The organism is Bradyrhizobium sp. CB3481 (assembly GCF_029714305.1).
Lineage (GTDB): Bacteria > Pseudomonadota > Alphaproteobacteria > Rhizobiales > Xanthobacteraceae > Bradyrhizobium.
Genome location: NZ_CP121647.1, coordinates 7,726,077 through 7,752,621 on the forward strand (window position 1 = coordinate 7,726,077; position 26,545 = coordinate 7,752,621).

General features: G+C 64.5%; 21 protein-coding genes. 14 read left to right on the plus strand and 7 right to left on the minus strand.

Features of this window, described 5'->3' with window-relative positions; all coding sequences use genetic code 11:
- Window positions 1-49: 49 nt before the first annotated feature.
- Window positions 50-1,861 (plus strand): translation elongation factor 4, encoded by a 1,812-nt coding sequence (gene lepA, locus QA643_RS37190; RefSeq protein WP_283030698.1) that lies wholly within the window; start codon window positions 50-52, stop codon window positions 1,859-1,861.
- Here lepA and QA643_RS37195 read toward each other — a convergent pair.
- Window positions 1,833-2,975 carry a DUF2652 domain-containing protein gene (locus tag QA643_RS37195; RefSeq protein WP_283030700.1) on the minus strand — a complete coding sequence of 381 codons (1,143 nt, stop codon included), beginning with the start codon at window positions 2,973-2,975 and terminating at the stop codon, window positions 1,833-1,835. The genes lepA and QA643_RS37195 overlap by 29 nt on opposite strands.
- Window positions 2,976-3,172: 197 nt before the next feature.
- On the opposite strand from QA643_RS37195, the gene QA643_RS37200 reads away from it, so the two are divergent.
- The 4 genes from QA643_RS37200 to QA643_RS37215 all read left to right on the plus strand — a co-directional run bounded on the left by QA643_RS37200 (window position 3,173) and on the right by QA643_RS37215 (window position 8,214).
- Window positions 3,173-4,408, plus strand: a complete 1,236-nt coding sequence (locus tag QA643_RS37200; RefSeq protein WP_283030701.1) for an MFS transporter — start codon at window positions 3,173-3,175, stop codon at window positions 4,406-4,408.
- Between the two features lie 99 nt (window positions 4,409-4,507).
- Complete coding sequence (locus tag QA643_RS37205; protein WP_283030702.1) at window positions 4,508-5,680, plus strand: acyl-CoA dehydrogenase family protein; 1,173 nt, start codon at window positions 4,508-4,510, stop codon at window positions 5,678-5,680.
- 100 nt (window positions 5,681-5,780) lie between these two features.
- On the plus strand, window positions 5,781-7,748 hold the full coding sequence (locus QA643_RS37210) for a methyl-accepting chemotaxis protein (RefSeq protein ID WP_283030704.1): 1,968 nt from the start codon (window positions 5,781-5,783) through the stop codon (window positions 7,746-7,748).
- 67 nt (window positions 7,749-7,815) lie between these two features.
- On the plus strand, window positions 7,816-8,214 hold the full coding sequence (locus tag QA643_RS37215; protein ID WP_283030705.1) for a hypothetical protein: 399 nt from the start codon (window positions 7,816-7,818) through the stop codon (window positions 8,212-8,214).
- Window positions 8,215-8,426: 212 nt separating this feature from the next.
- Here QA643_RS37215 and QA643_RS37220 read toward each other — a convergent pair whose 3' ends face one another.
- Entirely contained in the window at window positions 8,427-10,259 is a 1,833-nt protein-coding gene (locus QA643_RS37220; RefSeq protein ID WP_283030707.1) for an EAL domain-containing protein, read from the minus strand.
- A gap of 325 nt (window positions 10,260-10,584) precedes the next feature.
- A complete protein-coding gene (locus tag QA643_RS37225) occupies window positions 10,585-11,808 on the minus strand; it encodes an FAD-dependent monooxygenase (protein ID WP_283030708.1) in 1,224 nt (407 codons plus the stop codon).
- A gap of 75 nt (window positions 11,809-11,883) precedes the next feature.
- Between QA643_RS37225 and QA643_RS37230 the strand changes: the two genes are divergently transcribed.
- The 6 genes from QA643_RS37230 (at window position 11,884) to modC (ending at window position 16,810) form a co-directional block, all read left to right on the plus strand.
- Complete coding sequence (locus QA643_RS37230) at window positions 11,884-12,885, plus strand: tripartite tricarboxylate transporter substrate binding protein (protein WP_283030710.1); 1,002 nt, start codon at window positions 11,884-11,886, stop codon at window positions 12,883-12,885.
- Between the two features lie 87 nt (window positions 12,886-12,972).
- Window positions 12,973-13,953, plus strand: coding sequence for a penicillin-insensitive murein endopeptidase (gene mepA / locus QA643_RS37235; protein ID WP_283030712.1), 981 nt, complete (start codon window positions 12,973-12,975; stop codon window positions 13,951-13,953).
- Window positions 13,950-14,474 (plus strand): Spy/CpxP family protein refolding chaperone, encoded by a 525-nt coding sequence (locus QA643_RS37240; RefSeq protein ID WP_283030713.1) that lies wholly within the window; start codon window positions 13,950-13,952, stop codon window positions 14,472-14,474. The genes mepA and QA643_RS37240 overlap by 4 nt, the downstream gene beginning before the upstream one ends.
- 199 nt (window positions 14,475-14,673) lie before the next feature.
- The gene (gene modA, locus QA643_RS37245) at window positions 14,674-15,453 is read left to right on the plus strand and encodes a molybdate ABC transporter substrate-binding protein (protein WP_283030715.1); all 780 of its coding nucleotides are present in this window, start codon (window positions 14,674-14,676) and stop codon (window positions 15,451-15,453) included.
- Window positions 15,453-16,148, plus strand: a complete 696-nt coding sequence (gene modB, locus QA643_RS37250; RefSeq protein ID WP_283030717.1) for a molybdate ABC transporter permease subunit — start codon at window positions 15,453-15,455, stop codon at window positions 16,146-16,148. Before modA ends, modB begins: the two co-directional genes overlap by 1 nt.
- 2 nt (window positions 16,149-16,150) lie before the next feature.
- Window positions 16,151-16,810 carry a molybdenum ABC transporter ATP-binding protein gene (gene modC, locus QA643_RS37255; RefSeq protein WP_283030718.1) on the plus strand — a complete coding sequence of 220 codons (660 nt, stop codon included), beginning with the start codon at window positions 16,151-16,153 and terminating at the stop codon, window positions 16,808-16,810.
- 292 nt (window positions 16,811-17,102) lie between these two features.
- Here the strand turns inward: modC and ilvD are convergent, their stop codons facing one another.
- From ilvD to QA643_RS37270, 3 genes are all read right to left on the minus strand, one after another.
- A complete protein-coding gene (gene ilvD / locus QA643_RS37260) occupies window positions 17,103-18,947 on the minus strand; it encodes a dihydroxy-acid dehydratase (RefSeq protein ID WP_283030719.1) in 1,845 nt (614 codons plus the stop codon).
- A gap of 350 nt (window positions 18,948-19,297) precedes the next feature.
- A complete protein-coding gene (locus QA643_RS37265) occupies window positions 19,298-20,491 on the minus strand; it encodes a CoA transferase (RefSeq protein WP_283030720.1) in 1,194 nt (397 codons plus the stop codon).
- A gap of 195 nt (window positions 20,492-20,686) precedes the next feature.
- Complete coding sequence (locus tag QA643_RS37270; protein ID WP_283030722.1) at window positions 20,687-21,616, minus strand: glycine/sarcosine/betaine reductase selenoprotein B family protein; 930 nt, start codon at window positions 21,614-21,616, stop codon at window positions 20,687-20,689.
- A gap of 267 nt (window positions 21,617-21,883) precedes the next feature.
- On the opposite strand from QA643_RS37270, the gene QA643_RS37275 reads away from it, so the two are divergent.
- The gene (locus QA643_RS37275; RefSeq protein ID WP_156435839.1) at window positions 21,884-22,093 is read left to right on the plus strand and encodes a dodecin; all 210 of its coding nucleotides are present in this window, start codon (window positions 21,884-21,886) and stop codon (window positions 22,091-22,093) included.
- 180 nt (window positions 22,094-22,273) lie between these two features.
- Here the strand turns inward: QA643_RS37275 and QA643_RS37280 are convergent, their stop codons facing one another.
- Window positions 22,274-24,067, minus strand: a complete 1,794-nt coding sequence (locus tag QA643_RS37280; protein ID WP_283030724.1) for a potassium/proton antiporter — start codon at window positions 24,065-24,067, stop codon at window positions 22,274-22,276.
- 216 nt (window positions 24,068-24,283) lie between these two features.
- Between QA643_RS37280 and QA643_RS37285 the strand changes: the two genes are divergently transcribed.
- A complete protein-coding gene (locus QA643_RS37285; protein WP_283030726.1) occupies window positions 24,284-25,600 on the plus strand; it encodes a mechanosensitive ion channel domain-containing protein in 1,317 nt (438 codons plus the stop codon).
- Between the two features lie 115 nt (window positions 25,601-25,715).
- Window positions 25,716-26,540: a type I methionyl aminopeptidase gene (gene map / locus QA643_RS37290; protein ID WP_283030728.1), complete on the plus strand. Its 825-nt coding sequence runs from the start codon at window positions 25,716-25,718 to the stop codon at window positions 26,538-26,540.
- The last annotated feature ends 5 nt before the right edge of the window (window positions 26,541-26,545 follow it).

Below are 26,545 nucleotides of genomic sequence, written 5' to 3' on the forward strand. Positions count from 1 at the left end.
TTCAGCAAGATGGTTGCCGCACGGGGACGCCAATGCTATCCCGCGCCCCATGACAACGACGCCGATTTCCAACATCCGCAACTTCTCCATCGTCGCCCATATCGACCATGGCAAATCGACGCTGGCCGACCGCCTGATCCAGATGACAGGCGGGCTGTCGGACCGCGAAATGGCGGGCAAGGAGCAGGTGCTCGATTCCATGGATATCGAGCGCGAGCGCGGCATCACCATCAAGGCGCAGACAGTGCGGCTGAACTACCGCGCCAAGGACGGCAAGGATTACGTCTTCAACCTGATGGACACGCCCGGCCATGTCGACTTCGCCTACGAAGTCTCGCGGTCGCTGGCGGCCTGCGAGGGCTCGCTGCTCGTGGTCGACGCCAGCCAGGGCGTCGAAGCCCAGACGCTCGCCAACGTCTACCAGGCGCTCGACAACAATCACGAGATCGTGCCTGTCCTCAACAAGGTCGACCTGCCGGCGGCCGAGCCGGACAAGGTCAAGCAGCAGATCGAGGACGTGATCGGCATCGACGCTTCCGACGCCGTGATGATCTCGGCCAAGACCGGCCTCGGCGTTCCCGACGTGCTGGAAGCCATCGTCACCCGCTTGCCGCCGCCGAAGGGCGACCGCGACGCGACGCTGAAGGCGCTGCTGGTCGATAGCTGGTACGACGTCTATCTCGGCGTCGTCGTTCTCATTCGTGTCGTCGACGGCGTGATGAAGAAGAACCAGCGCATACGCATGATGGGCACCGGCGCGGCCTATGATGTCGAGCGCGTCGGGTTCTTCACGCCGAAGATGGAGCAAGTCGAGGAGCTCGGCCCCGGCGAGATCGGCTTCATCACCGCGGCGATCAAGGAAGTTGCAGATACCCGCGTCGGCGACACCATCACCGACGACAGGAAGCCGATCAGCGAGATGCTGCCGGGTTTCAAGCCGGCGATCCCGGTGGTGTTCTGCGGCCTGTTTCCAGCGGATGCCAACGATTTCGAGACGCTGCGCGGGGCGATGGGCAAGCTGCGGCTGAACGACGCGAGCTTTTCCTACGAGATGGAAACGTCAGCCGCGCTTGGCTTCGGTTTCCGCTGCGGCTTTCTCGGCCTGTTGCATCTCGAAATCATCCAGGAGCGGCTGTCGCGCGAGTTTGACCTCAACCTGATCGCGACGGCGCCGAGCGTGATCTACAAGATGCACTTGACCGACGGCCAGGAGATTTCGATCCACAATCCGGTCGACATGCCGGATGTCGTCAAGATCGCCGATATCGAGGAGCCGTGGATCGAGGCCACCATCCTCACCCCTGACGAATATCTCGGCAGCGTGCTGAAACTGTGCCAGGACCGCCGCGGCGCACAGAAGGAGCTCACTTACGTCGGCTCCCGCGCGATGGTGAAATACGATTTGCCGCTCAACGAAGTCGTGTTCGATTTTTACGACCGGCTGAAGTCGGTCTCCAAGGGCTACGCCTCGTTCGACTATCACCTGACCGACTACAAGGTTGCGGATCTCGTCAAGATGCAGATCCTCGTCAACAACGAACCGGTGGACGCGCTGTCGATGCTGGTGCACCGGACCCGCGCCGAAGGCCGCGGCCGCGCCATGGTCGAGAAGATGAAGGAGCTGATCCCGCCGCACATGTTCCAGATCCCGATCCAGGCGGCGATCGGCGGCAAGGTGATCGCCCGCGAAACCGTCCGCGCGCTGCGCAAGGACGTCACAGCGAAGTGCTACGGCGGCGACATCACCCGCAAACGCAAGCTGCTGGAGAAGCAGAAGGAAGGCAAGAAGAAGATGCGGCAGTTCGGCAAGGTCGACATCCCGCAGGAAGCGTTCATTGCCGCGCTGAAGGTGGATAGCTGAGGCGAGCGGGCAGAGCCGCATACTCTTCCTCCACCATCCGCTCCAGCGCAGCCTTTGAGGCGCGCTGGTCGCTTACCAGCTTCTTCACCATCGCAAGCCGCGTAATGGTCCGCACCAGCGCCGTCGCTATGAGATTGCCTGCTTCCGGTTTCGCGCAGCGCAACGACAGATGCGTACCGCCGTTTTCGAGCGGCGTGAGTTCCGCCGTCTGCCTCACGATGGCGCCCATCGGGAGCCGGATGTGCCAGGTGACGTAGTCGAACGGCCGCCAGTCGACGATATCGTGCACCGTCGAATCCTTGCCATGGGCGCAATGCTGCGTCGCTCCCAGCCCGATCCGTCCCCCGGCAAGTCCGGTCATCGTCATGGCGTCGATGCCGTGCTGCCAGCGGATCTTCTTCTCGATGTCGGTGACATAGGCCCAGGCAATCGCCGCCGGCACCGGCAGGTCGCATTCCATCGATTCGAAAGCCAGGGGCTCGTCGTGCTGCACCACAACGCGGCGCGTCGTGCGCCATCGCGCAAAGATCGGGGCCAGATCGTAAACGTAACAAACCGTCTCGCCGAGCTCGCCAAGGCTCTCGACGTGACGGATCGCGGCTGCGAAGAAATCCGGCAGGTCGATGGCGGCTGCCGCCTGCTCCGTCACCAGCGCGTAGGCCTTGATGCCGGTCGCCGCCGTCACCGAATTCTTCATCAGCCGGTGCAGACGGATCACCTCCGCTCCCTGCAATTCGGTGCGTCCCGCCATCTCCTGCGTGGCATAAGTGCCGTGATGCAGGAAGAACTTCAGATCGAGCTGATCCATGTTGCGGCATGCATTGCAGGTGCACGACGTATTCAGGCGCATGGCACCTAGCGTATTGGCAAAACTGCAATAGATGCGCTCGATCGCATCGAGCGGAAACTGGCGCTGCGGCAGGTTCGTGTCGGGCAGATAGGCCAGCGCCGCGTCGCCCTGCAGGTTGGACAGAATGATCGGCGCCTTGATCTCGGCAAAAATGCTCTTGAATAGCGCGTCGAGAATTCCCTGTGCGTGCTCGAGCTCCGAGCGCGTGAGGAACATGGTGTAGCCGGTAATATCGGCAATGAGCAGAAAACCGGTTTGCGTCATAGCCTGCCCCTTCGGGATCGCGACGCGAAATACGGCTATTTTAGCAGAAAGTTGCAGCCTATGCGGCCGACAAATGATGCCCCCGGGCTACCCGCGATCCGGGTAAGAGGCATTCCCGTCTACGCCTTGCCCGGCGGCGCCGAATAGGCCACCATCACCCCGCGCATATAAACAACAGCACACGCGCGAGGAAACGCATGAGCCAATCGTCCGGATCTTCCTACGGCTGGGTCGTGGTCGCGGTCGGCGCGCTGATGACCTGCGTGGCGTTCGGCTCGATGCTGTCGCTGGCGGTATTTTTGCAGCCGATCTCCGAGGCGATGGGCTGGTCGCGCAGCGGTATCTCGGCGGCGGCCACGATCGACTTTCTTGCGATGGGCCTGGCGGCGTTTTTCTGGGGCGCGCTGTCCGACCGGTTCGGCACCCGTATCGTCGTACTGTTGGGCACGATGCTGCTCGGCGCCGGCCTGATCGGCGCGAGCCAGGCCACCAGCCTGTGGCAGTTCCAGCTCGCGTTCGGGGGATTGATCGGGATCTCGGCCGGCAGTTTTTACGCGCCGATGGTCGCCGCGGCGAGCGCCTGGATCGAACACCAGCGCAGCCTCGCGGTCGCGCTGGTCTCGGCGGGCATGGGCGTTTCGCCGCTGACGGTGGCCCCGTTCGCAAGCTGGCTGATCGCGAACTATGATTGGCGCACGGCGATGCTGATCATCGGCGTCGTCGCGTTGACACTGTTGATCCCGGCCTCCCTCCTGGTGCGGCAGCCGCCCGCGCCCTCAACGCCCGCCGCAACCAATGGAGCCGACATTCCCGACCGGGAGTGGACCGTTGGCCAGGCCTTGCGGACACCGCAATTCATCACGCTGGCGCTGGCCCATTTCGCCTGCTGTGCGGCGCATTCGGGGCCGATCTTCCATCTGGTGAGCTACGCGATGGTCTGCGGCATCGCGCCGCTCACCGCCGTCACCGTCTACAGCCTCGCCGGATTCTCCGGTCTCGGCGGCCGGCTGGTGCTCGGCGTGCTCGCCGACCGTTTCGGCGCCAAGTACGTTCTGGTCGGCGGCCTGTTCGTGCAGGCGCTGGCGATCGCGACCTACCTCGCGGTCGGCCAGCTCGGCGAATTCTACGCGCTGTCGGTCGTCTTCGGCCTCGCCTATGGCGGCGTGATGCCGCTCTATGCCGTGCTGGTGCGCGAATATTTCGGCGTGCGCATCATGGGCAGCGTGTTCGGCGCGGTCTCGGCCTTCGCCAGCCTCGGCATGGCGCTCGGCCCGCTCGCCGGCGGATGGGTGTTCGACACCTTCCACGCCTATCGCTGGCTCTATGTCGGCTCGTTCGCGATCGGCCTGGCCGCCGTTGCGGTGGCGCTGAGCTTTCCCTCCGCCAGGCGGCCGTCGCAACGCTCGCTCGATATCGAGCGGGCGGCGGCGTAAGCGGCCGGCCGTCTCCGCCGTCTTGATCGACGGCGATGGATGCGTCACCATCGCCGCTAAAGCCAAGAAAAAGCCAAGAACAAGAGAATGCGGGGAAGCATGAACAAGCATCCGGGCGTCGATCTCGTGGAGCGCGCCCGCGCGCTCGGCCCCCTGATCATGCGCGAGGCCGACGAGATCGAGCGGACGCGGCGGCTGACGCCGGCGGTGACAGAGGCGCTGATCGAGAACGGGCTCTATCGCGCGCTGCTGCCGAAGCGCTTTGGCGGCGCCGAGGTGCCGCTCGAAACCTTCATGCAGATGCAGGAAGAGATCGCCAAAGCCGATGCCTCGACCGCCTGGTGCCTTGGCCAGTGCAGCGTCTGCGCCATGACCGCGGCCTATCTCGATCCCGACGCCGCCAACGAGATCTTCAACGTCGCGCCCGGCATTCTGGCCTGGGGTGCGATCAACCATGAAGTGCAGGCAGTGCCGGGCGGCTACATGGCCAGCGCGCGCTGGGATTTTGCCTCCGGCATGCGGCAGGCGAGCTGGCTCGGTGCCCATGTCCGCGTCGTCGAGGCCGACGGCACGCCGCGGCGCAAGAAGGATGGCACGCCGGAGATCCGCACCATCCTGTTTCCCATCACCAGCGCCACGCTCCACGACGTCTGGGACGTGATCGGCCTGCGCGGCACCGGCACCGATTCCTATTCGGTCGAGAACCTCTTCATACCGGAGAAATTTGCCGCCCTGCGCGACGAGCCGGAGGCCCGCCGCGAGGACGGGCCGCTGTACAAGCTCTCCACCAACATGGTGTTCGGCATGGGCTTTGCGGCGACCTCGCTCGGCGTTGCCCGCGCCACGCTCGACGCGGCGATCGACCTTGCTCGCGCAAAAACCCCGCAGGCGCTGAAGGCGATGCGCGACAACAATGCCGTGCAGGGCGTGATCGGCCGCACCGAGGCACAATGGCGCGCCACCCGCGCCTATCTCTATGCCACCGCAGGGGAGGTATGGCGCGACCTCTCGCGCGGCGATGCAATTACGGAAGCCCACCGCATCGCGCTGCGCATGGCAGCGACCTGGACCATCCATCAATCGGCCGCCGTGGTCGATACCGCCTATCGCATGGCCGGCGCCACCGCCGTGTTCAACGCCAACAAATTCGAGCGCCGTTTCCGCGACATGCACGGCATCGCGCAGCAGATCCAGGGCCGCGATGCGCACTATGAGGATGTCGGCAAGGTAATCCTGTCAGGTGATCTGGACTCACCGCCAACCGCGCGGTGATCGATGGTCCGTATTTCTACGGACCCCGCCGGCCGCCCTGTTATTAAGTAATCCATGAAATCTCTTGAGGGCCTCGCCTTCGGGAGCTTGCGTAAAACTCATGTTCAAACTTCGTTCGATCGCCGCCCGGCTGATCCTCGCCATTTCATTGACGGTCGCCGTCGCCTGCGGCGTCCTTGGAACCTTTTCGATCGTCCAGCAGCGCACGCTGACCCACCTCGCACTCGATCAGCAGCTCAAGCTGCAATATGACAGCGTGATCGCCGCCATCGACTACGAAGGCCGCGCTGCGCTCGCCGTCTCATCCGTAATCGCCGCCCTGCCCCCGGTCGCCGACGCCATCGCGAAGACCGACCGCGATGCACTGGGCAAGTTGCTCGGCGACACCTTGGAGCCGATGAAGGCGCAGGGCATCCCGCTGATTTCGTTCTGGCGGGCGCCCGCGATTTCGATCTACCGCGTCCATGCGCCAAAAGTGTTCGATGACGACGCCTCGGCGCGGCGCTCCACCGTGGTGGAGGCTATCAAGACCGGCAAGACCATCGTCGGCGTCGAGCCCGGCCGCGAGGCGCTCTCGATCTTCGGCATGACGCCGATTGTGCGCGACGGCAAGACGCTGGCCAATGTCGACGTCGGCGCCGCCTTCGGCAAGGAATTCGTCGATCGCGCCAAGAAGCGTTTTGGCATCGACCTTGCGGTCTATTCGTACGACGGCAAGGCGTTCAAGAAGCTGTCAGCGACCTACAGCGACGAAGCGGTCACGACATCAGACGAGCTGAAGGGCGTGTTCGACGGAAGGCCGTTGCGCCGCGACGCCACCATCAACGGCCGGCCTGCCGCGCTCTATCTCGGCCAGATCAAGAATTACGCCGGCCAGCCGGTGGGTATTCTCGAGATCATCAAGGATACCACGGAGTATGAAGCGGCGGCGGCGAGCTCGCAGCGCAACCTGATCCTCGGCACGATCGCCATCCTGTTCGGCGCGGTGATGCTGGCGTTCCTGCTCGGCCGCGGCCTGTCACGGCCGCTGGCGGCGATCACGGTGGTGATGAACCGCCTTTCCGGCGGCGAGATCGACGTCACGATTCCCGGCCGCGAGCGCCGTGACGAACTCGGCACTATGGCGAGCGCCGTCGACGTGTTCCGCCGCAGCATGATCGAATCGCGCGATATGCGCGAGGCGCAAGAGGCCACCAAGCAGCAGACCGAGCTCGAGAAGAAGGCCCTGCAGCGCCAGATGGCCGATCGTTTTGAAAGCGACGTCAAGAGCGTCGTCGCCGCGGTCGCACAGGCTACGTCAGACATGCAGCGCGTGGCCGGCGAGATCGCGACAAGCGTGAACGGCACCTCGCAGCGCGCCGCGGCTGCTGCGGCAGCCTCCGACGCGGCATCCGCCAGCGTCAGCGCCGTTGCCGCTGCGACCGAGGAACTGGCGTCGTCAGTGACCGAGATCGGCCGCCAGGTCACCCATTCCAGCCAGGTTGCCGACAACGCCGTGGTCAAGGCCGGGCAGACCACCGAAATGGTCGGTAGCCTTGCATCAGCCGCCGAAAAGATCGGCGACGTGCTTCGCCTGATCGGGGCGATTGCGAGCCAGACCAACCTCTTGGCGCTGAACGCGACCATCGAGGCCGCGCGCGCCGGCGAGGCCGGCCGCGGCTTTGCCGTCGTCGCTTCCGAGGTCAAGGGACTTGCCAGCCAGACCGCGAAGGCCACCGAGGAGATCGCCGGCCAGGTTGCCGCGATTCAATCCGCCACCGGCGACTGCGTGACGGCGATCGGCGGCATCAGCGACACCATCCGCGAGATCAGCGGCATAGCCACCACCATCGCGGCTGCGGTGGAAGAGCAGGATTCGGCGACGCGTGAAATCGCCCGCAGCGTCCAGCAGGCGGCCACCGGCACCGGCGAGGTCTCGGCAAACGTCACCGGCGCGAGTCAGTCCGCTGACCAGTCGCGTGCGCTGGCCGAGAACGTCGCAGCGGCCACCGGCCAGCTCAGCCGGCAGGCGGACGCGCTGTATAGAAGTGTCGACACCTTCCTCGCGGGCCTTCGCGACGCCGCCTAATCGAACGGAACCCCCTCGCCGAGCCTGCGTTGCTCTTCGGTAACCGCAGCAACGAGGGAGATCCAACATGCCCCGCGGTGACAAATCGAGCTACACGAACAAGCAGAAGCGCAAGGCCGAGCATATCGAGGAAGGTTACGAGGAGCGCGGTATCGGCGAGAAGGAAGCCGAACGGCGCGCCTGGGCGACCGTCAACAAGGAGACCGGCGGCGGCAACAAGAGCGGCTCCGGCCGCGGCGTGAAGGACACCAACATCGCAGCGAAAAAGGGCGGCCGGATCGGCGGCCCGCGCGGCGGCAAGGCCGCGGCGCGGCGGCCCGCAGCGGCGCGATCCCGCTCCGCTAAGAAGGCGGCGGCGACGCGCAAGCGAAAGGCCGCAGCAAGGTCCAGCGCCCGCAAGACCACGCGATCCGGCACGCGCAAGACGTCTCGCTCGAGCGCCCGCAAGACCGCGCGCCGAAGGTAACGTCCCGTTTCCGCTTCCGCCGGATGGCATCCTGCCTTAGGTTGCGTGTGGCAATCCGGGCAGGATGGGCGGACCTTCAATGGCAATGTCGGCGAAGAAGGCGGCAAGGCGCATCGCCGCGAAACCGCTAGCCGCCTTCACTGCGAGCCACCGGGCACGGGTCGGCGCGACCCGATGGCTCGCAATGACGGCTTGCGAAGGTGGCGCCAGCTTTACGCCACCAACGCCGCACCCGATGGCGTGCTCCAGTTGCCCTGTGTCTTCAACAGGCTCACGATTTCCGCATTGGGCCGCGCCCGGCTGAACAGGAACCCCTGTCCCTCGTGACAGCCCTCGCTGCGCAGGCAGTCGACCTCGGCCTCCGTCTCGACGCCTTCCGCCGTGATGGTGACGCCGAGCCCCTTGCCGAGGCTGATGATCGATCGCACGATCGCCTGCGCGTCCGGATTGGCGGTGAGGTCGCGCACGAAGGACTGGTCAATCTTGATCTTGTCGAACGGAAAGCTACGCAGATAGCTCAGGCTGGAATAACCGGTGCCGAAATCGTCCATCGAGATGCGAACGCCAAGCGCGCGCAGCGCATGCAGCGTCGCCAGCACTTCGCTACTCTTTTCCAATAGCAGCGTCTCGGTGATTTCGAGCTCCAGCCGCTTCGCCGGCAGGCCGGACTGCTTCAACGTTTCCAACACCAGCGACAACAGGTTGCCGACGCGGAACTGCAGCGGCGACAAATTGACCGCCACGCGGACGTCGTCCGGCCATTGCGCGGCGTCGGTGCAGGCCCGCCGCAGCATCAACCCGCCAACGGCATTGATCAGCCCAGTCTCTTCCGCGACGGGAATGAATTCGGCCGGCGAGATCATGCCGCGCTCGGGGTGCGGCCAACGTACCAGCGCCTCGAAGCCGGTGATGCGGCCGCTCGAAAGGTCGACCAGCGGCTGGTAGTACGGCCGCAGCGCGTCGCCCCTGATAGCCTCGCGCAATTCGGTTTCGATCTTGCGGCGGGTCTGGGCCCGCGCATCCATTCCCGCCTCGAAGAACGAGAACGTGCCGCGAGAATCGTTTTTTGCGCGCGAGAGCGCGAGGTCGGCATGCTTGAGGAGTTTTTCGGATTCATCGCCATCGCCGGGCGATATCGCAATGCCGATGCTGGCCCCGACCACGACGGAATGGCCGTCGATGAGATGGGGATCGCCGATCGCGTCCAGGAGGCGCCGCGCCAGGAACGCGGCATCCTCGGGCCGTGTCACCCCGCCTTGGACGATAGCGAACTCGTCCGAGTTGAGTCGGGCCAGCGCATCGTCTTCACGCAGCATCGATTGCAATCGCTTGCCGACGCCGCGCAAAAGCTTGTCGCCGATGCCATGGCCGAGCGTATCGTTGACCGCCTTGAAATGGTCGAGGCCGAGCATCAGCACCGCGGCCTTCTCCGCGCTGCGGCGCGAGCGCAAGAGGATGTCGTCCATCTGCTGGCGCAGCAGGTTGCGGTTCGGCAGCCCGGTGAGCGCGTCATGCTGGGCCATGAAGGTCAGCCGCGCCTCGGCGCGCTTGCGTTCGGTCGTGTCCATCAGCGCCAGCAGTACCGCGGGCCGGTCGCCGTAGACGAGCTGGCGCGAATAGATCGCCAGATCGATCAGCGCGCCGTCGGCCCTGACATGCTTCCAGGCCCGTGCCGCGCGCTCTTCGCCGGCATGCTCAGTCGCCCATGGCGGCTCGATGTCGAAGGCCTGCAGATTGCGGATCGTCAGCTTCTCGAATTCGGCGCGGCTGTAACCGTAATGCTCGACCGCGGCGTCGTTGACGGCGAGGATACGTTCGTCGCCCAGCGCGCAGACGATCATCGGAACCGGATTGCTGTCGAACAGCAGGCGAAACGACGCCTCGCGCTGCTTCAGCTCGGTGATGTCGGCTCGCTTGCTCGTAACCTCTTCGGTCGTTTGTCGCCGGTTGATTGACAGTTTCGGAGCGGGCTTTGCTGGCCGGCCTGGGAAGCGGGTCATCGTCGCCTGTTTCGGCTTACGGCTCGTTCTGGGCTTCTTCGGCATTGCTCCGCTCTACTCGCACTCTGCGTGCAAAGTTTTCGGATAAGTCTCTGAAAAAATGCTTTCTCTTGTCGATGAAACTGGCCTATCTGCGTAATCACGTGTGATCAGGCAAAAATACAACCACACGCCTTGCGTGTATCGCTGCTGCAAGCGGCAGTCGCAAATCGCAAATTCGCGAGCGAAATCGTCACCCCAATATAACGGCCATGCCCCGCTTGTCCCCGCGGTACAAGGAATGCGCGAAACCCCGCGCGTTCGTTTAAATGTCTATCGATAATCAGCAGGGTTATTGCACCGTTAAGGCAATCGCGGACACAACGCCAGTTCAGCTCAGGGAGGCCGCCGCGGCCCGCGCCTCCGGCACAACGTCATGATCGTACAGCCGCCGGCGGAATGCCGCATGGGCCGATATTTCGGCATCGCGCACCCCGAGATCGGCATAGGACGAGTCGTAGCGCATGCCGTTTTCGCGCGCGCCGCGCTGCACCGCCGCGACCCGCTCGCGCCTCAGTCGCTCATAGGCCAGCAGCGCGGCCGGCACGTTGGCGTGCGAGGTCAGCGACAGAATGGTTGCCAGCGCCATGCCGTCCTCGATCGACTGGTTGGCCCCCTGGCCGAGATGCGGCAGCATCGGGTGCGCGGCATCGCCGAGCAGCGTCAGCCGGCCGCGCGTCCAGGCCGGCAGCGGCTCGCGATCGTACAGCGCCCAGCGGAACGTCCTGTCGACCTTGCTCAATAGGGTCCCGATGCGCGAGTCCCAGCCCACGAACTCGCGGCGCAGCACGTCGGGATCGCCGGGCGCGGACCAGGATTCCTTCATCTCTGCGTCGGCCGGCACGAAGCCGACATAGTTGATCAGGTCGCCCGCTCGAACCGGAAAACTGAGAAAGTGTTTTCCCTTGCCCAGCCACATCTGCCAGCGATCGGTCGGCCAGTGCGGAAGGCGCTCACGCGACAGCAAGCCGCGATAGGCAACGGAGCCGTGAAACACCGGCCGCGACGGCGGCGCTACATACCGTCGGAGCTCGGAGTGGATGCCATCGGCGGCAATGACGATATCGCCCTCGGCAACAGCGCCGCCCGCGAACGTCACGCGCGCAATCTCGTCGGTCTGCTCGAATCCCGTGGCGCGATGGCCGGTGTGAACCACGGCAGACGGCAATGCATTGGCCAGAATATCGACGAGATCCGCGCGATGCATGCCGAACGTCGCGTTCCAGCCCGCCGTATCAGTCACCTGCACCGGCGCGATCGGCGCGCCGTCATGGCGGAAATAATGCGACGCCTTGCCCACCCTGGCGCCCCATTTTTCCACCGGAGCCGCAAGACCCAGGCGCTGCAGTTGCCGCACGCTGTTGGGCGTCAGAAAGACCCCTGCTCCGACCTCACCGAGCGCGGGCGCCTGCTCATGGACGGAAACATTGAAGCCATGCGCGACAAGCGCGTTGGCGGCGAACAATCCACCTATACCGCCACCAATGATCACAATGTTGAGCTGCGGCCGGGTCATCATCACACGCGAAAAATGCTTGGAAGCTCGTGCGTTCAAGCTATCCTCCCTCGCTGCAAACACAAGTGGCGGGTGCCGATGGCCGGACCGAACGAACGACAGCGGAGGAATTCAATGCATGGCTTCATGCCAGCTCTGCTTGCCGCCTGCCGTAGACCGCAGCTTCGGCCGCTGGTTCTGGCCCTATTCGCGCTTTTTGGTGCGCCGGCATCGGCCGCTGACTATCCGAACCGCGCCGTCAAGATCGTCGTCCCCTTCCCCGCCGGGGGAACGGCCGATGCCATTCCACGGATTGTCGCGGACTGGCTGTCACGCAAATGGGGACAGCCGGTGGTGATCGAAAACCGCACCGGCGCGGCAGGCAACATCGGCGCCGAACAGGTCTTTCATTCGGCGCCCGACGGCTACACGCTGCTCGCCTCGCCGCCGCCGCCGCTCGTGATCAATCACAATCTGTACCCAAAGCTCGGCTTCGATCCGACCAAGTTCGAGCCCGTCATCGTGATGGCCCAGGTCCCCAACGCGCTGATGGTCAATCCGGATAGCATCAAGGCATCGAGCGTGCCCGGGCTGATCGCGTTCCTTAAAGGCAATTCCGACAAGACGCTCTGCGCCACCCAGGGTAACGGCACCACCTCGCATCTGACATCGGAGCTGTTTCAGCTGAAAGCGAAGGTGAAGCTGCGGCACGTTCCCTATCGCGGCTCGGCGCCTGCGCTGCAGGGGCTCGTCGCTGGCGATGTCGACGTGATGTTCGATAATCTCGGCGTCTCGCTGGCGCTGGTTCAGGCCGGCAAGCTGAAACTGCTTGCCGTTGCCTCGTCCGAACGGCTCCCGACGCTGCCGAACGTGCCGACGATATCGGAAACGTTGCCGGGATTCGAAGCGGTCGCCTGGTACGGCATCGTGGCGCCGCCGAAAACGCCGAAAGAGATCGTCGACAAGATCAACGCCGATGTGAACGAGGCGCTGCGCCAGCCCGAGATACGCAATCAACTGAAGAAACTGTCCGCCGAAATCTTCGGCGGCCCGGTCGACAAGTCGTCCGCCTATATGCGCGCGGAGATCGACCGCTGGGCCGCAGTGATCAAGTCAGCCAATATCGAGCTGCAATAGGCTGCCTTCCGACGGACATGATCGCGGCAATGGCGCTTATTCCTTCTTGCCGATTTCGTGCTATTTTTGCGCGAACAGAGTGATCCGATGAACCCCCGCCTGATTCTGATCCCGCTCATCGCCTTGATCGTTGCCGCCAATGCGCTGAGCGCATCGGCGCAGGACAAAGGCACGGTCAACCCAAAACCGCTGCCGCCGCTCGCCAATCCGCACGATCCCAAGATCGCCGCCAAGGAGTTGTTCGGCCGCAAGCGGCTGCCGGCGGCGATGCCGACACGCGTGTTCGGTTTCTACGCCCATGGCTGCATCGCGGGCGCAGAAGGGCTGCCGATCAATGGCGACAATTGGCAGGTGATGCGGCTATCGCGCAACCGCAATTGGGGTCATCCCGATCTGGTTGCGCTGGTCAAGCGGCTGGCCGCTCGGGCGCACCGGGACGCCGGCTGGCCCGGCATATTGGTCGGCGACATGTCGCAGCCGCGCGGCGGGCCGATGTTCACCGGCCATGCCAGTCACCAGGTCGGGCTCGATGCCGACATCTGGCTGACGCCGATGCCGAACCGGCAGCTATCGCGCAACGAGCGTGAGGAAATGTCGGCGGTGATGATGGTGCGCGGCGACCGGCTCGACATCGATCCGCACGCCTGGACGCCGACGCATCTCGCGGTGATCCGCGCCGCCGCGCAGGAAGCCAGCGTGCAGCGCATCTTCGTCAATGCCGCGATCAAGAAGGCGCTGTGCCGCGAAGCGAGGGGCGATCGGTACTGGCTGCACAAGGTGCGGCCGATGTACGGCCACGACTATCATTTTCACATCCGGATCAAATGCCCACCCGGCGCCGGCGATTGTGAGAGCCAGCCCGACCCGAACGAAGGTGAAGGCTGCCAACCTGCCGATCTCGCCTATTGGTTCAGCGATGCCGTACTGCATCCCAAGCCGCCCAAGGTGCCGCCAAAGCCGAAGCCGCCGATGACGATGGCTCAGCTGCCGCCGGCCTGCAAGGCGGTACTGGACGCACCGGATGCCAAACACGAAGTGTCAAGCAGACCCACCGGAGAACATCAATGAAGATTTGGCCCCTGATTGCATCCATCGCCTTGGTCACCAGCGCGCACGCCCAGACCCCATACGCTGGAATGCAGTCGCGCCCGATCAAGGCGCTCTCCGAACAGCAGGTCGCGGACCTGAACGCCGGCCGCGGCATGGGGCTGGCGCTCGCCGCCGAGCTGAACGGATATCCGGGTCCATCACACGTGCTCGAACTTGCCGACAAGCTCGAACTGTCCTCCGATCAGCGCGCCAGCATGCTGCGCCTGTTCGATGCCATGAAGGCCGAGGCGATGCCGCTCGGCGCCAAGCTGATCGAGCAGGAGGCGGAGCTTGACCGGCAGTTTGCCGCCCGGACCGTGACACCAGAGAGTCTGAAGGCGTCGACGGCGGCCGTTGCCACAACCCAGGGAATACTGCGCGAAACCCATTTGAAGTATCACCTGTCGACCGAAAGCATTTTGACCCCCGCACAGATGACGAAGTATGCAGAATTGCGCGGGTATGGGAGCGGCGGCCACAAGCGTCACCATCATCACTGACGGCGCGGCTGCATCTTGCAACGGGATGCGGCCGCCTTTACCTCCTCCTGAAACCTGACTATTGTCTGGGTGAGCGATATCCCGATCGACCGCAAGTCCTTCGGGGAATACCGGAACGGCGCTTCCGACGATCGCTCCTATCCAACCAACGCCTGTTCTGCGTGCGGAATCCGTCGCTCGCACATGCATGGAGCGCCCTATGTATCGCCTTGCCGGCCTCTTTCTGAGCTTTGCCGTGCTGTTCGCGGCTCTTCCTGCGGATGCACAAGACAAGGCCCTGACCGTGTTCGCCGCTGCGTCGATGAAGAACGCGCTCGACGAGATCGACGCGGCCTACACCGCCAAGACCGGCGTCAAGATCACGGTGAGCTATGCCGCCTCTTCGGCGCTCGCGAAACAGATCGAACAGGGCGCGCCAGCCGACGTGTTCATCTCCGCCGATACCGACTGGATCGACTACGCGATCGGAAAGAAGACCATCAACGAGCCGAGCCGGGTCAATTTGCTCGGCAACAGCATCGTGCTGATCGCACCGAAGGATTCGAAGATCGACAACGTCAACATCGCCGCCGGCTTCGACCTTGCAAAACTCGCCGGTGACGGCCGAATCGCAACCGGCGACGTCAAGTCCGTGCCAGCAGGCAAATATGCCAAGGCGGCGTTGGAAAAGCTCGGCGCATGGCAGGCGGCGGAGCCGAAATTCGCCATGGCCGAAAGCGTGCGCGCCGCGCTGACGCTGGTGGCGCGCGGCGAAGCCGCGCTCGGCATCGTCTATGCCACCGACGCCAAGATCGAGCCCGGCGTCAAGATCGTCGGCACCTTTCCACCCGATTCCCATCCGGCGATCGTCTATCCGGTGGCGGCTACGGTGACGGCAAAGCCGGAAGCGTCCGGCTATCTCGCCTTCCTGCGCTCGACGGCTGCCAAGACCATCCTCGAGAAATACGGCTTCAAGTTTCTCGTCAGCCCCTCGACCTGATGTTCGACATCTCGCCCGCCGAATGGACGGCCATCCTGCTGTCGCTGCGGGTGGCCGTCATTGCCACCCTAGTGGCGACGCCGTTCGGCATCGCGCTGGCGTGGCTGCTGGCGCGTCGTGAGTTCTGGGGCAAATCGGTCGTCGATGCGCTGGTGCATCTGCCGCTGGTGTTGCCGCCGGTCGTCACCGGCTATCTGCTGCTGCTGAGCTTCGGCCGCCGTGGCCTGATTGGCGCCTGGCTCGCCGACAATCTCGGCATCGTGTTCGCGTTTCGCTGGACCGGCGCCGCGCTGGCCTGCGGCGTGATGTCGTTTCCGCTATTGGTGCGTCCGATCCGGCTCTCGATCGAGGCGATCGACCGCCGGCTGGAGCAGGCCTCGAGCACGCTCGGCGCTGCGCCCTGGCAGGTGTTCGCCACGGTCACGCTGCCGCTTGCGCTGCCCGGCGTGCTCGCCGGCATGGTGCTCGGCTTCGCCAAAGCGATCGGCGAGTTCGGCGCCACCATCACCTTCGTCTCGAACATTCCCGGCGAGACCCAAACCATTTCGTCCGCGATCTATTCGCTGATCCAGACGCCGGATGGCGACACTGCCGCCATGCGGCTGGTCGTCGTTTCCACCGTGATCGCGATGGGCGCGCTGATCGCCTCCGAATGGTTCGCGCGGCGCGCCACCAAGCGCCTGCACGGGAATTGACCATGCTGCGCGTCGACGTCACAAAACAGCTCGGCGAGTTCTCGCTCGAAGCCAAATTCGAAAGCCAGGGCCGCGTCACCGGCCTGTTCGGCGCGTCGGGCGCCGGCAAGACCTCGCTGATCAACATGATCGCCGGGCTGCTGCGACCCGACCGCGGCGTCATCGCACTCGATGATGAGACGCTGGACGATACGTCGGCCGGCGTGCATGTGCCGCCACACCGGCGGCGGATCGGTTACGTGTTTCAAGACGCGCGGCTATTTCCGCATCTCGACGTACGGCAGAACCTCGATTACGGCCGGCGGATGAATCGCCTCGCAGCGGATAAAGCGCAATTCACCCGCATCACGGATTTGCTCGATATCGGCAGTCTGCTCGACCGCCGGCCCGGAAAACTCTCCGGCGGCGAACGCCAGCGCGTCGCGCTCGGCCGCGCGTTGCTCTCAAAGCCGCGCCTGTTGCTGATGGACGAGCCGCTGGGCTCGCTCGACGAGAGCCGCAAGGAGGAAATCCTGCCCTACCTGGTGCGGCTGCGCGACGAGGGCATTCCGATGGTCTATGTCAGCCACGACGCCGCGGAGCTGCGTCAGTTAGCTACGCAAATCGTGATGCTGAGGCGCGGCCGGGTGACCGCGCTCGGTGGGGTGAAGGTGTTGACTTAGCTTCTTCGTAGGATGGGTAGAGCGAAGCGAAACCCATCAATCCCGATCGCCGATACATGACGGGTTTCGCTTCGCTCTACCCATCCTACAAGACTGACGTAAGGCGATACAGCATCCGCGAACGCGGTGCGCCCCCTCTCCCGCTTGCGGGGGAGGGCCGGGGTGGGGGTGCTTCCACGAGTCAAACCGCCCGTGTGGAGAGAGCCCCCACCCGGCGCTTCGCGCCGACCTCCCCGCAAGCGGGAGAGGTGAAGGGACTCGCGGACAGTTCACTCACACATGACGCAGATCTTCACTCCGGCACAATGCGCACCGCGCCCTTGGCGGCGCTGGTGGTCAGCGCGGCATAGGCCTTGAGCGCCATCGTGACGTTGCGCTTGCGTTTCTGGGCCGGCTTCCAGGCCTCCGCTCCGCGCGCCAGCATGGCCTCGCGGCGCTTCGCCAGCGTGGCATCATCGACGACCAAGCTGATCGAACGCGCGGGGATATCGATCTTGATGAGATCGCCGTCCTCGACGAGGCCGATCAGGCCGCCTTCGGCGGCTTCCGGCGAGAGATGTCCGATCGACAGACCCGAGGAGCCGCCGGAGAAGCGGCCGTCGGTGACCAATGCGCAGACCTTTCCGAGCCCCTTCGATTTCAGGTAGCTGGTCGGGTACAGCATCTCCTGCATGCCGGGACCGCCGCGCGGGCCCTCGTAGCGGACGACCACGACATCGCCGGCCTTGATCTTGCCGCCCAAGATGCCTTCGACCGCGGCGTCCTGGCTTTCAAAAATCCGCGCCGGGCCCTCGAACTTCAAGATGCTCTCGTCGACGCCGGCGGTCTTCACGATGCAGCCATCGAGCGCGAGATTACCCGACAGCACCGCGAGGCCGCCATCCTTGGAGAAGGCATGCTCGGCATCGCGGATGCAGCCGGCCGCGCGGTCGGTGTCGAGCTCCTCGAAGCGGCGCTCCTGGCTGAAGGCGACCTGCGTCGGCACGTTGCCGGGCGCCGCCGTGAAGAACTTTTTAACGCTCTCGCTCTTGGTGCGGATGATGTCCCAGCGGCCGAGCGCATCCTCCAGCGTCTTCGAATGAACCATCGGCAGGCCGCGGTTGAGCAGGCCGGCCCGGTCGAGCTCGCCCAAAATCGCCATCACGCCGCCGGCGCGGTGGACGTCTTCCAGATGCACATCGGCCACCGACGGCGCCACCTTGCAGAGGACCGGCACGCGGCGCGACAGGCGGTCAATGTCCTGCATCGTGAACGGCACTTTGCCTTCGTAAGCGGCGGCCAAGAGATGCAGCACGGTGTTGGTCGAACCGCCCATCGCGATATCGAGCGTCATGGCGTTCTCGAACGCCTTGAAGTTCGCGATCGTGCGCGGCAGCGCGGTCTCGTCATCCTGCTCGTAGTAGCGCCGCGCCAGATCGACGATCAAATGGCCGGCCTCGACGAACAGGCCCTTGCGGTCGGCATGCGTCGCGAGCACCGAGCCGTTGCCCGGCAGCGCCAGCCCCAGCGCCTCGGTGAGGCAGTTCATGGAATTGGCGGTGAACATGCCCGAGCACGATCCGCAGGTCGGACAGGCCGAGCGCTCGATCACCTCGACATCGGCGTCGCTGACATTGGTGTCGGCGGCGGCGACCATGGCGTCGATCAGATCGACCGCGCGGATCTTGCCCTTGAGGTTGACCTTGCCCGATTCCATCGGCCCGCCCGAGACGAACACGGTCGGGATGTTGAGGCGCAGCGCCGCCATCAGCATGCCGGGCGTGATCTTGTCGCAGTTGGAGATACAGACCATGGCGTCGGCGCAATGCGCATTGACCATGTATTCGACGCTGTCGGCGATGATCTCGCGCGACGGCAGACTGTAGAGCATGCCGTCATGGCCCATCGCGATGCCGTCATCGACCGCGATGGTGTTGAACTCTTTCGCAACGCCGCCCGCCTTCTCGATCTCGCGCGCGACAAGCTGGCCGAGGTCCTTGAGGTGCACATGGCCGGGCACGAACTGGGTGAACGAATTGACCACGGCAATGATCGGCTTGCCAAAATCCTCGTTCTTCATGCCGGTGGCGCGCCAGAGGCCGCGGGCGCCCGCCATGTTGCGGCCGTGGGTCGTGGTGCGGGAGCGATAGGCGGGCATGATCTGTCCTTCTGGAAGCGGGAAAGGCGTCTTTTAGACGCTGGGCCCGGCCGATAAAAGCGGCTTGGCGCAGGGTCGCCATGCGCCGGCACGCCCAAAACGGGACAGGAACCGGATGCCCTGCCCCGGCTACGGCTAGAGCATGATGATTTTTAGTTAGATCGATCCGGCCCGCAGACGCGCTTCACCTCTCCCGCTTGCGGGGAGGTCGGCGCGAAGCGCCGGGTGGGGGCTCTCTCCACTCGGGCAATATCGCCCGCGGAGACACCCCCACCTCAGCCCTCCCCCGCAAGCGGGAGAGGGAGCGCACCTTCTTCTTGGTCGCAATCAAAATCTAATTTCATCATCCCTTAGACGACCTCGCGGGCCCGCAGTTCCGCGATGGCTTGCGTATCGTAGCCCAGCGAGGCCAGCACCTCCTCGGTATGGGCGCTGAGCGCGGGCGCCATTCGGTCGAGCCGTCCGCCGCCATGGGCGAGCTGAAAGCCGCTGCCGGCAAAGCGTAAGCGGCCATAGGGCGTATCGAGCTCCTGGATGGCGCCGCGCGCGACGATCTGCGGGTGATCGATCACCTCCTCGACCTTCCAGATGCTGGCGCAGGGCGCACCCGCGGCCTCCAGGATCGTCTCCCACTCGCGCGGGTCCTTCTTCGCCAGCGCCTCCTCGATGATGGCCCGCAGCGCCTTCTCGTTCTCCTGCCGGGCGAACCAGTCGGCGAAGCGCGGGTCCTCCAGCGCATCGGCGCGGCCGAGCGCCGTCATCAGCGCCTGGTATTGCTTCTCGCTGTTGACGGCGAGCAGCAGGTAGCCGTCGCCGGCCTTGAACAGATTGGCGGTGGGCCGGCGGCTGACCGCCTGATTGCCGGAAAGCTGCTGACGATGGCCGGCGACCGAATAGTCCGCCACCTGCCCGGACAGGAACGCCAGCGTCGCCTCCAGCATGGAGACGTCAACCAGCTGGCCCTTGCCGGTATGGGTGCGCTGAAACAGCGCGCTCGACACGCCAAACGCGGCAGTTGCGCCCGACAGCACGTCGCAGACCGCAAACCCGGCGCGGGTCGGCCCGGTCTCGGGATGGCCGGTGATCGACATGATGCCTGACAGGGCCTGGATCTTGCCGTCATAGCCGGCGCCCGATCGGCCCGGTCCGGTCTGGCCGAAGCCGGAAATCGCGCAATAGATCAGCCGCGGATTGATTGCCGACAGCGCGGCATAGCCGATGCCGAGCTTGTCCATCACGCCGGGGCGGAAATTCTCCATCACCACGTCGGCCTGCTCAGCGAGCTGCTTGACGATGGTGATCGCCTCCGGCTTGGAGAGGTCGAGCGTCAGGCTGCGCTTGTTACCGTTGATCGCCTGCCAGCCGGGCGCCAGGCCCCGTTCGGCCCATTCGCGGCTCAGCGGCGTGCGGCGCATGTCCTCGCCCTCGCGCCGCTCCACCTTGATGACATCGGCCCCGAGCAGCGCAAGCTGGTAGCTCGCATAGGGGCCGGCCAGCACCTGCGTGAAGTCGAGAATCTTCACGCCTTCGAACGGTCGGGTCAAAGCGGCATCCTCCTGATTCTTTTTCACCCTCCCTTGGAGGGGGAGGGTCGCCACGCATCGCCAGATGCGTGGCGGGGGTGGTGACGGTCTCTCCACGTCCAACAGTGCCCGAGTGGAGAGATCACCCCACCCCGTTTCGCATTTCGCTGCGCTCTATGTGAGCCGACCCTCCCCCTCCAGGGGAAGGTGAAGCGATCACGCCGCGCGGTTGCCGCGAGCGATCTCTTTCTGCTTGTCGAACTCGGCGCGGCGGCGTGCCAGCTCTTCCGGACTCATCTGCGCGATGTTGTTGTAGTCGAGCTTCCAGGAGGCATCCTCGCTCCAGCGCAGCGGCGACTGCATCGTGGTGCGCGCACCGGGCGCGGATTCGAGGAGGCGCAGCGCCAGCTCCAGCGTCAACGCCTGTGACTCCACGTCATGCGGCTTGCCGGCGGAGTTGCCGAGCGGGAAGTCCGAAAACAAAAAGCGCGGCGCGGCGGCGAATTCGACGATGTCCTTGGCGCAGCCCATGACAACGGTCGGAATACCGTTGGCTTCCAGATGACGCGCGACCAAGGCCGACGTCTGGTGGCAGACCGGGCAATTCGGCACGATCACGGCAGCATCGACCTTGTCGGCAAGGCAGCGGACGAGAATGTCAGGCGCATCGGTCTCGATGGTGACGCGGTGGCTGCGATTGGTCGGCGCGCCGAAGAAGCGCGGCGCCACTTCGCCGATCCGCCCTGAGGCCTTGGCTTTCAGAAGCTGCGGCAGCGGAAACCAGGTGCCGCTGTCGGTGGCTGTCGTGTGCTTGCGGTCGTAGCCGATATGCGAGATCCGCAAGTCGTGCTGCTTCGACGTATCGCCGTCATAGACTTGGTAGAATTTTGCGCTGCCATTATACGCCGCACCCGGCCCCTGATCGCCCTTGGTAGGATCATATGGCGCGGCTGTGGTGACGATGGTGACGCGCGATTGCGCGAGCGGTTTTTTCAGCGGCTGAAACGGCGCGTCGACGTAGTGCGCCCAGCGGTAGGGCGTGGTGTAACCGATCGCCGCGTAATAATCGCGGGTCCGCTGCATGTAGGGCACGGGAGAATCGTAGTCGGGCGCAAAGCCGAGCTGTTCGTCAGAGGGGGCGGACATTGTTCTGTCTCTCCTTGCGTTTCCACCGTGAGGCCAGCGGCTGGCCGGCAGCTAAGCTAATGATAGTTTAGCCATTCCTCAACAGCGGAAAATGCGCAGGAAGGCCCGCGTGTTGCATGCCAGTCGCGCGGCGGCGCATTGCGGCCGCCAGATGCACAGGCTGGCAGAAAGTCTTGAAACCAAAATCTTGGAACTGGAGCGGTCGCCAACTCGTTCACCACCGAGCAGCAATCGCCGCAACGGAGGATAGCCATGGCCGATACCGGAATGAAGGATCACGTCTACAAAATCCTGGATCTCGTCGGCTCGTCCGAAAAAAGCATCGAAGATGCGATCCAGAACGCCATCACCCGCGCCTCAAAAACCATCCGCGAAATGAAATGGTTCGAGGTCGTGCAGACCAGAGGCCATATCGAAAACGGCTCCGTGCGACACTACCAGGTCACCTTGCGGGTCGGATTTACCCTGGAGGAGTAATTTTGGGCTAACCCCGTCATTGCGAGGAGCCAACGGGTCGCGCGAACGCGCGCCCGATGACAGGCTTCGCGACGAAGCAATCCATCCATCCGTTATGCCGCGCGCTTCGCTTCGCTCGCAATGACGAGGAAGCGGCGGAGCCTCTATACGCCAAATTGAAGCACCGCGGCTTCCGGGCGATCAGACACCTGCCACCGACGCCCAGATCTCTGCCAGCTTGCGCCTTGCCCGCTGCATGCGTGTCAGCGGCACGACCACCTCCTCTTCTTCCGGCAATCGGAGGCCGACGACGTTGACGCGTCCGCCGCCGATGTTGCGCGCGACCAATACGATCGGATCGAGCGCCAGCTCGGCGCCCTCCTTTGGTGCATGGTCGAGGTGAATGTCGAAATAGTCCGCCAGCGTCAGTTTTGCCTGCTCTTCCGCGACGGATACACCATAGATCTCGGCCAGTTCGCCAAGCGTGTGCTCGCCCGACACCATGAAATCGCCGAGCAGATGTGGATCGGGCGCCGAGCTCGGCGCCATGTCGACGAAGAAGCGGTCGAGCGCCTCGGCCTTTTCCGGCGGCGCCAGCAGGTAGAGGTAATCGCCGGCCGCGACGGGATCGGCCTCCGCAGGCGACAAGATCCGCTCGTCGCGGATCACCAGCGTCGGCTTCGACCAGGACGGCAGCAGGCCGCGGCGGAAGTAGAGGCTCTTCGGCCGCACCGGATAGCCGACCAGTTGCTGCTCGAGCTGGCCCGGCAGATCGAGCTCGACGCGCCGCGGACCGCGGTCGACGCGCGGCAGCGCCACGTGCAGCCACCGCGCCGCCGGCGCCAGCGTCCAGCCCTGCAGCAGCAGCGAGATGATGACGACGACAAAGGCGACGTCGAAATAGAGATAGGCTTTCGGCAATCCGATCAGCATCGGGATCGAGGCCAGGAAGATCGCGACCGCACCGCGCAGGCCGGTCCAGGCGATAAAGATCTTTTCGCGCCAGTTGAAGCGGAACGGCACCAGACACAGCAACACCGCCAGCGGCCGCGCCACCAGCATCAGCACCAACGCCACGATCACCGCAGGCCCCACGCTGTCCAGGATGCGCTGCGGCGATGACAATAGCCCGAGCAGGACGAACATCACGATCTGCGCCAGCCAGGTCGCGGCGTCGAGGAAGGTGACCACGGAATTGTGCGCGCGGGTCGGCCGGTTGCCGATGATGATGCCGGCGAGATAGACCGCGAGAAAGCCGGAGGCATGGGCGATCTGCGCCATGCCGAATATCACCACGGCCGCCGTCGTGACGAACGGCGCATGCAGGCCCTGTGGTAGCGCCATGCGGTTCAGCGCCAGCACCACCAGGCGTCCGCCGATCACGCCGACGAAGGCGCCCAGCAGGCCTTCACGGGCCAGCTCGAACACGACATGCGAGGGCGAGCTCTCGCCGAGCGAAATGAATTGGACCAGCATCAGGGTGAGGAAGATCGCGAACGGATCGTTGGTGCCGGATTCCGCTTCCAGCGTTGCCCCGACGCGGGGCCGCAGGCGCAGGCCCTGCGTATGCACCAGCAGGAACACCGCCGCCGCATCCGTCGACGCCACCACGGCGCCGACCAGCAGGGACTCGGTCCAGTTCAGATCGAGGACGTATCTCGCGGCCGGCGCTGTGACCAGCGCAGTGAGCAGGACGCCGATCGTCGCCAGCACCATCGACGGCGCCAGCACCGTGCGAATGCTTTGAAACTTGGTCCGCAGGCCGCCGTCGAACAGGATCAGCGCCAGCGCCACCGATCCGACCAGATAGGTGGTGCGGACGTCATCGAAGCTGAGCTTGCCCGGCCCGGCATCGCCGGCCAGCATGCCAATTCCGAGGAACACCAGCAGCAGCGGCGCCCCGAACCGCAGCGCCAGCAGGCTCGACAGGATGCCCGCCATCACCAGAACGGCGCCCAGAAAGATGGCGATGCTGACCGAGTCGAGAGAAGCCATGAACCTCCGATAATTCGCCCGCAAATACCTGCAATTGCATCCTTATCGTTGCCATAGTTGAACGCCAACCCATTTCTGCGATAGCGGCAATGAGCCCTGTTTTAAGGACTGAACCGGCTTCGCCGGTCCAGGTACCGATGGTCCGCCTGCCCGGTTTGTGGAAATCTGCCGTGCGTGCGAATCAAATTGCCTTGCGCTCCCTGACGAGATTTGCCGATGGACATGGCCCCGAAAGAAATCATTGAGTTTCTGCAATCGACGGCGCGGTCGGTCGGCGCCGAGATCACCTCACCATGGTTCTATCTGCAGTTCGGGCTGATGCTGACCGCGGCCGGCATTGCCTATGCGGCGGAGACGGCGATCCGTAAGCGGGTCGACATGACCTCGCTGGCGATGCGCTGGCCGCTGCCGCTCCGGCATTTCGTCCGCGTCTTGGTCGGCAGCGCGTCGACCGCGGTGTTCGCCATCCTGGTGATCGCCGAGCGCGTCACGATGTACCACCTGACGTGGCCAAGCCGCAGCTACCTCCTGATGGTCGCCGCCAAGCTGGCGCTGGCCTGGCTGGTGATCCGGCTGATCACGTCGGTGATCCGCAACGCCTTCATCGTCAAGCTGGTCTCGATCACGGCCTGGTTCGTCGCGGCGCTGAGCATCCTCGGCCAGCTCGACCCCGCGGCGGAAACGCTTGATTCGTTTGCGATCGAGATCGGCGGCCTGCGGCTGACGCCGCTGCTGCTGATCAAGGCCGGCGCGCTGTTGATCGCGGCGTTGTGGCTGACCAACATCGCCGCCAACTTCATCGAAAGCAGGATCACCCGCGCCAGCGACCTGACGCCGTCGGTCCAGGTGCTGCTGGTCAAGATCATCCGCATCGGCCTGATGGTGGTGGCGATCGCCATCGCGCTCGGCGCCGTCGGCATCAACCTTTCGGCGCTGGCAGTCTTTACCGGCGCGGCCGGCGTCGGCATCGGTCTCGGCCTGCAGAAGATCGTCGCCAACTTCATTTCGGGCATCATCCTGCTGGCGGACAAATCCGTGAAACCGGGCGACCTCGTCACCATCGGCGACAATTCGGGCCGGATCAGCGCCATGAAGACGCGCTATATCTCGGTGGCCGCCGGCGACGGGCGCGAGTTCCTGATCCCGAACGAGGATCTGGTGACACAGAAGGTCGTGAACTGGACCTATACCGACAAGAACACGCTGGTGAAGGTGCTGTTCAGCACCAATTACGACGCCGAACCCCGCCTCGTCTGCAAGCTGGCGATCGAGGTCGCGGCGGCCGCCCCGCGCGCCATCAAGAACAAGCCGCCGAACTGCATCATCACCGAGTTCGCCGAGGCCGGCATGAAATTCTCGCTGACCTTCTGGATCGCCGACCCCGATGGCATGGACAATGTGAAAAGTGACGTGATGCTGGCGCTATGGGACGCCTTCAAGCGCGAGGGCATCCGTGTTCCCTATCCGGTCCGCGAAATCCGTATCCGCGGCGGCGCGCTGCCGGTCGAGCCCGTGGTGGAAGTTTCCGGCTAGATGCAGGCCATTTATGCGGGCCTGCGGCCCAACGTCAGCTTGCACTGACCGTCCCGATCATTAAATTAGGCCTTCAAATCAGCCCCTTGCCATTTTCACCGAAGCATGACCGCCCATGAGCTATATTGAAGCGACCGAAACCTCGTTGCGGAAGACCGGCCAGATCAAGCTGCACGGCCCGAGCGGATTTGCCGGCATGCGCAAGGCCGGCGCCCTGGTCGCCAAATGCCTGGATGAGCTCACCGACATCGTCAAAGCGGGCGTGCCGACCTCGCGGGTCGACGAATTCGTCCGCGACTTCGCCTTCAGCCATGGCGCCTATCCGGCGACGCTGATGTATCGCGGTTACCGCTACTCGACCTGCACCTCGATCAATCACGTGGTTTGCCACGGCATGCCGGGCGACCGTGCGCTGAAGGACGGCGACATCGTCAACATCGACGTCACCTTCATCGTCGACGGCTGGTATGGCGATTCCAGCCGCATGTATGTGATCGGTTCGATCCCGCGCAAGGCGGAGCGGCTGATCGAGGTCACCTATGAAGCGATGATGCGCGGCATCGCCGCCGTGAAGCCCGGCGCCACCACCGGCGACATCGGTCACGCCATCCAGAGCTTCGTCGAGCCGCAGGGCATGAGCGTGGTGCGCGATTTCTGCGGCCATGGCCTCGGCCGCATGTTCCACGACGAGCCGAACATCATCCATATCGGCCGGCCCGGCGAAGGCGTGATGCTCAAGCCCGGCATGTTCTTCACCATCGAGCCGATGATCAACCTCGGCAAGCCGCATGTGAAAATCCTGTCCGATGGCTGGACCGCGGTGACGCGCGACCGCTCGCTGTCAGCGCAGTTCGAGCACTCGGTCGGCGTGACCGCTGATGGTGTCGAGATCTTCACGCTGTCGCAGCGCCACGGCGAGAAGCCGCTGGTTATCACGTAAGCCGG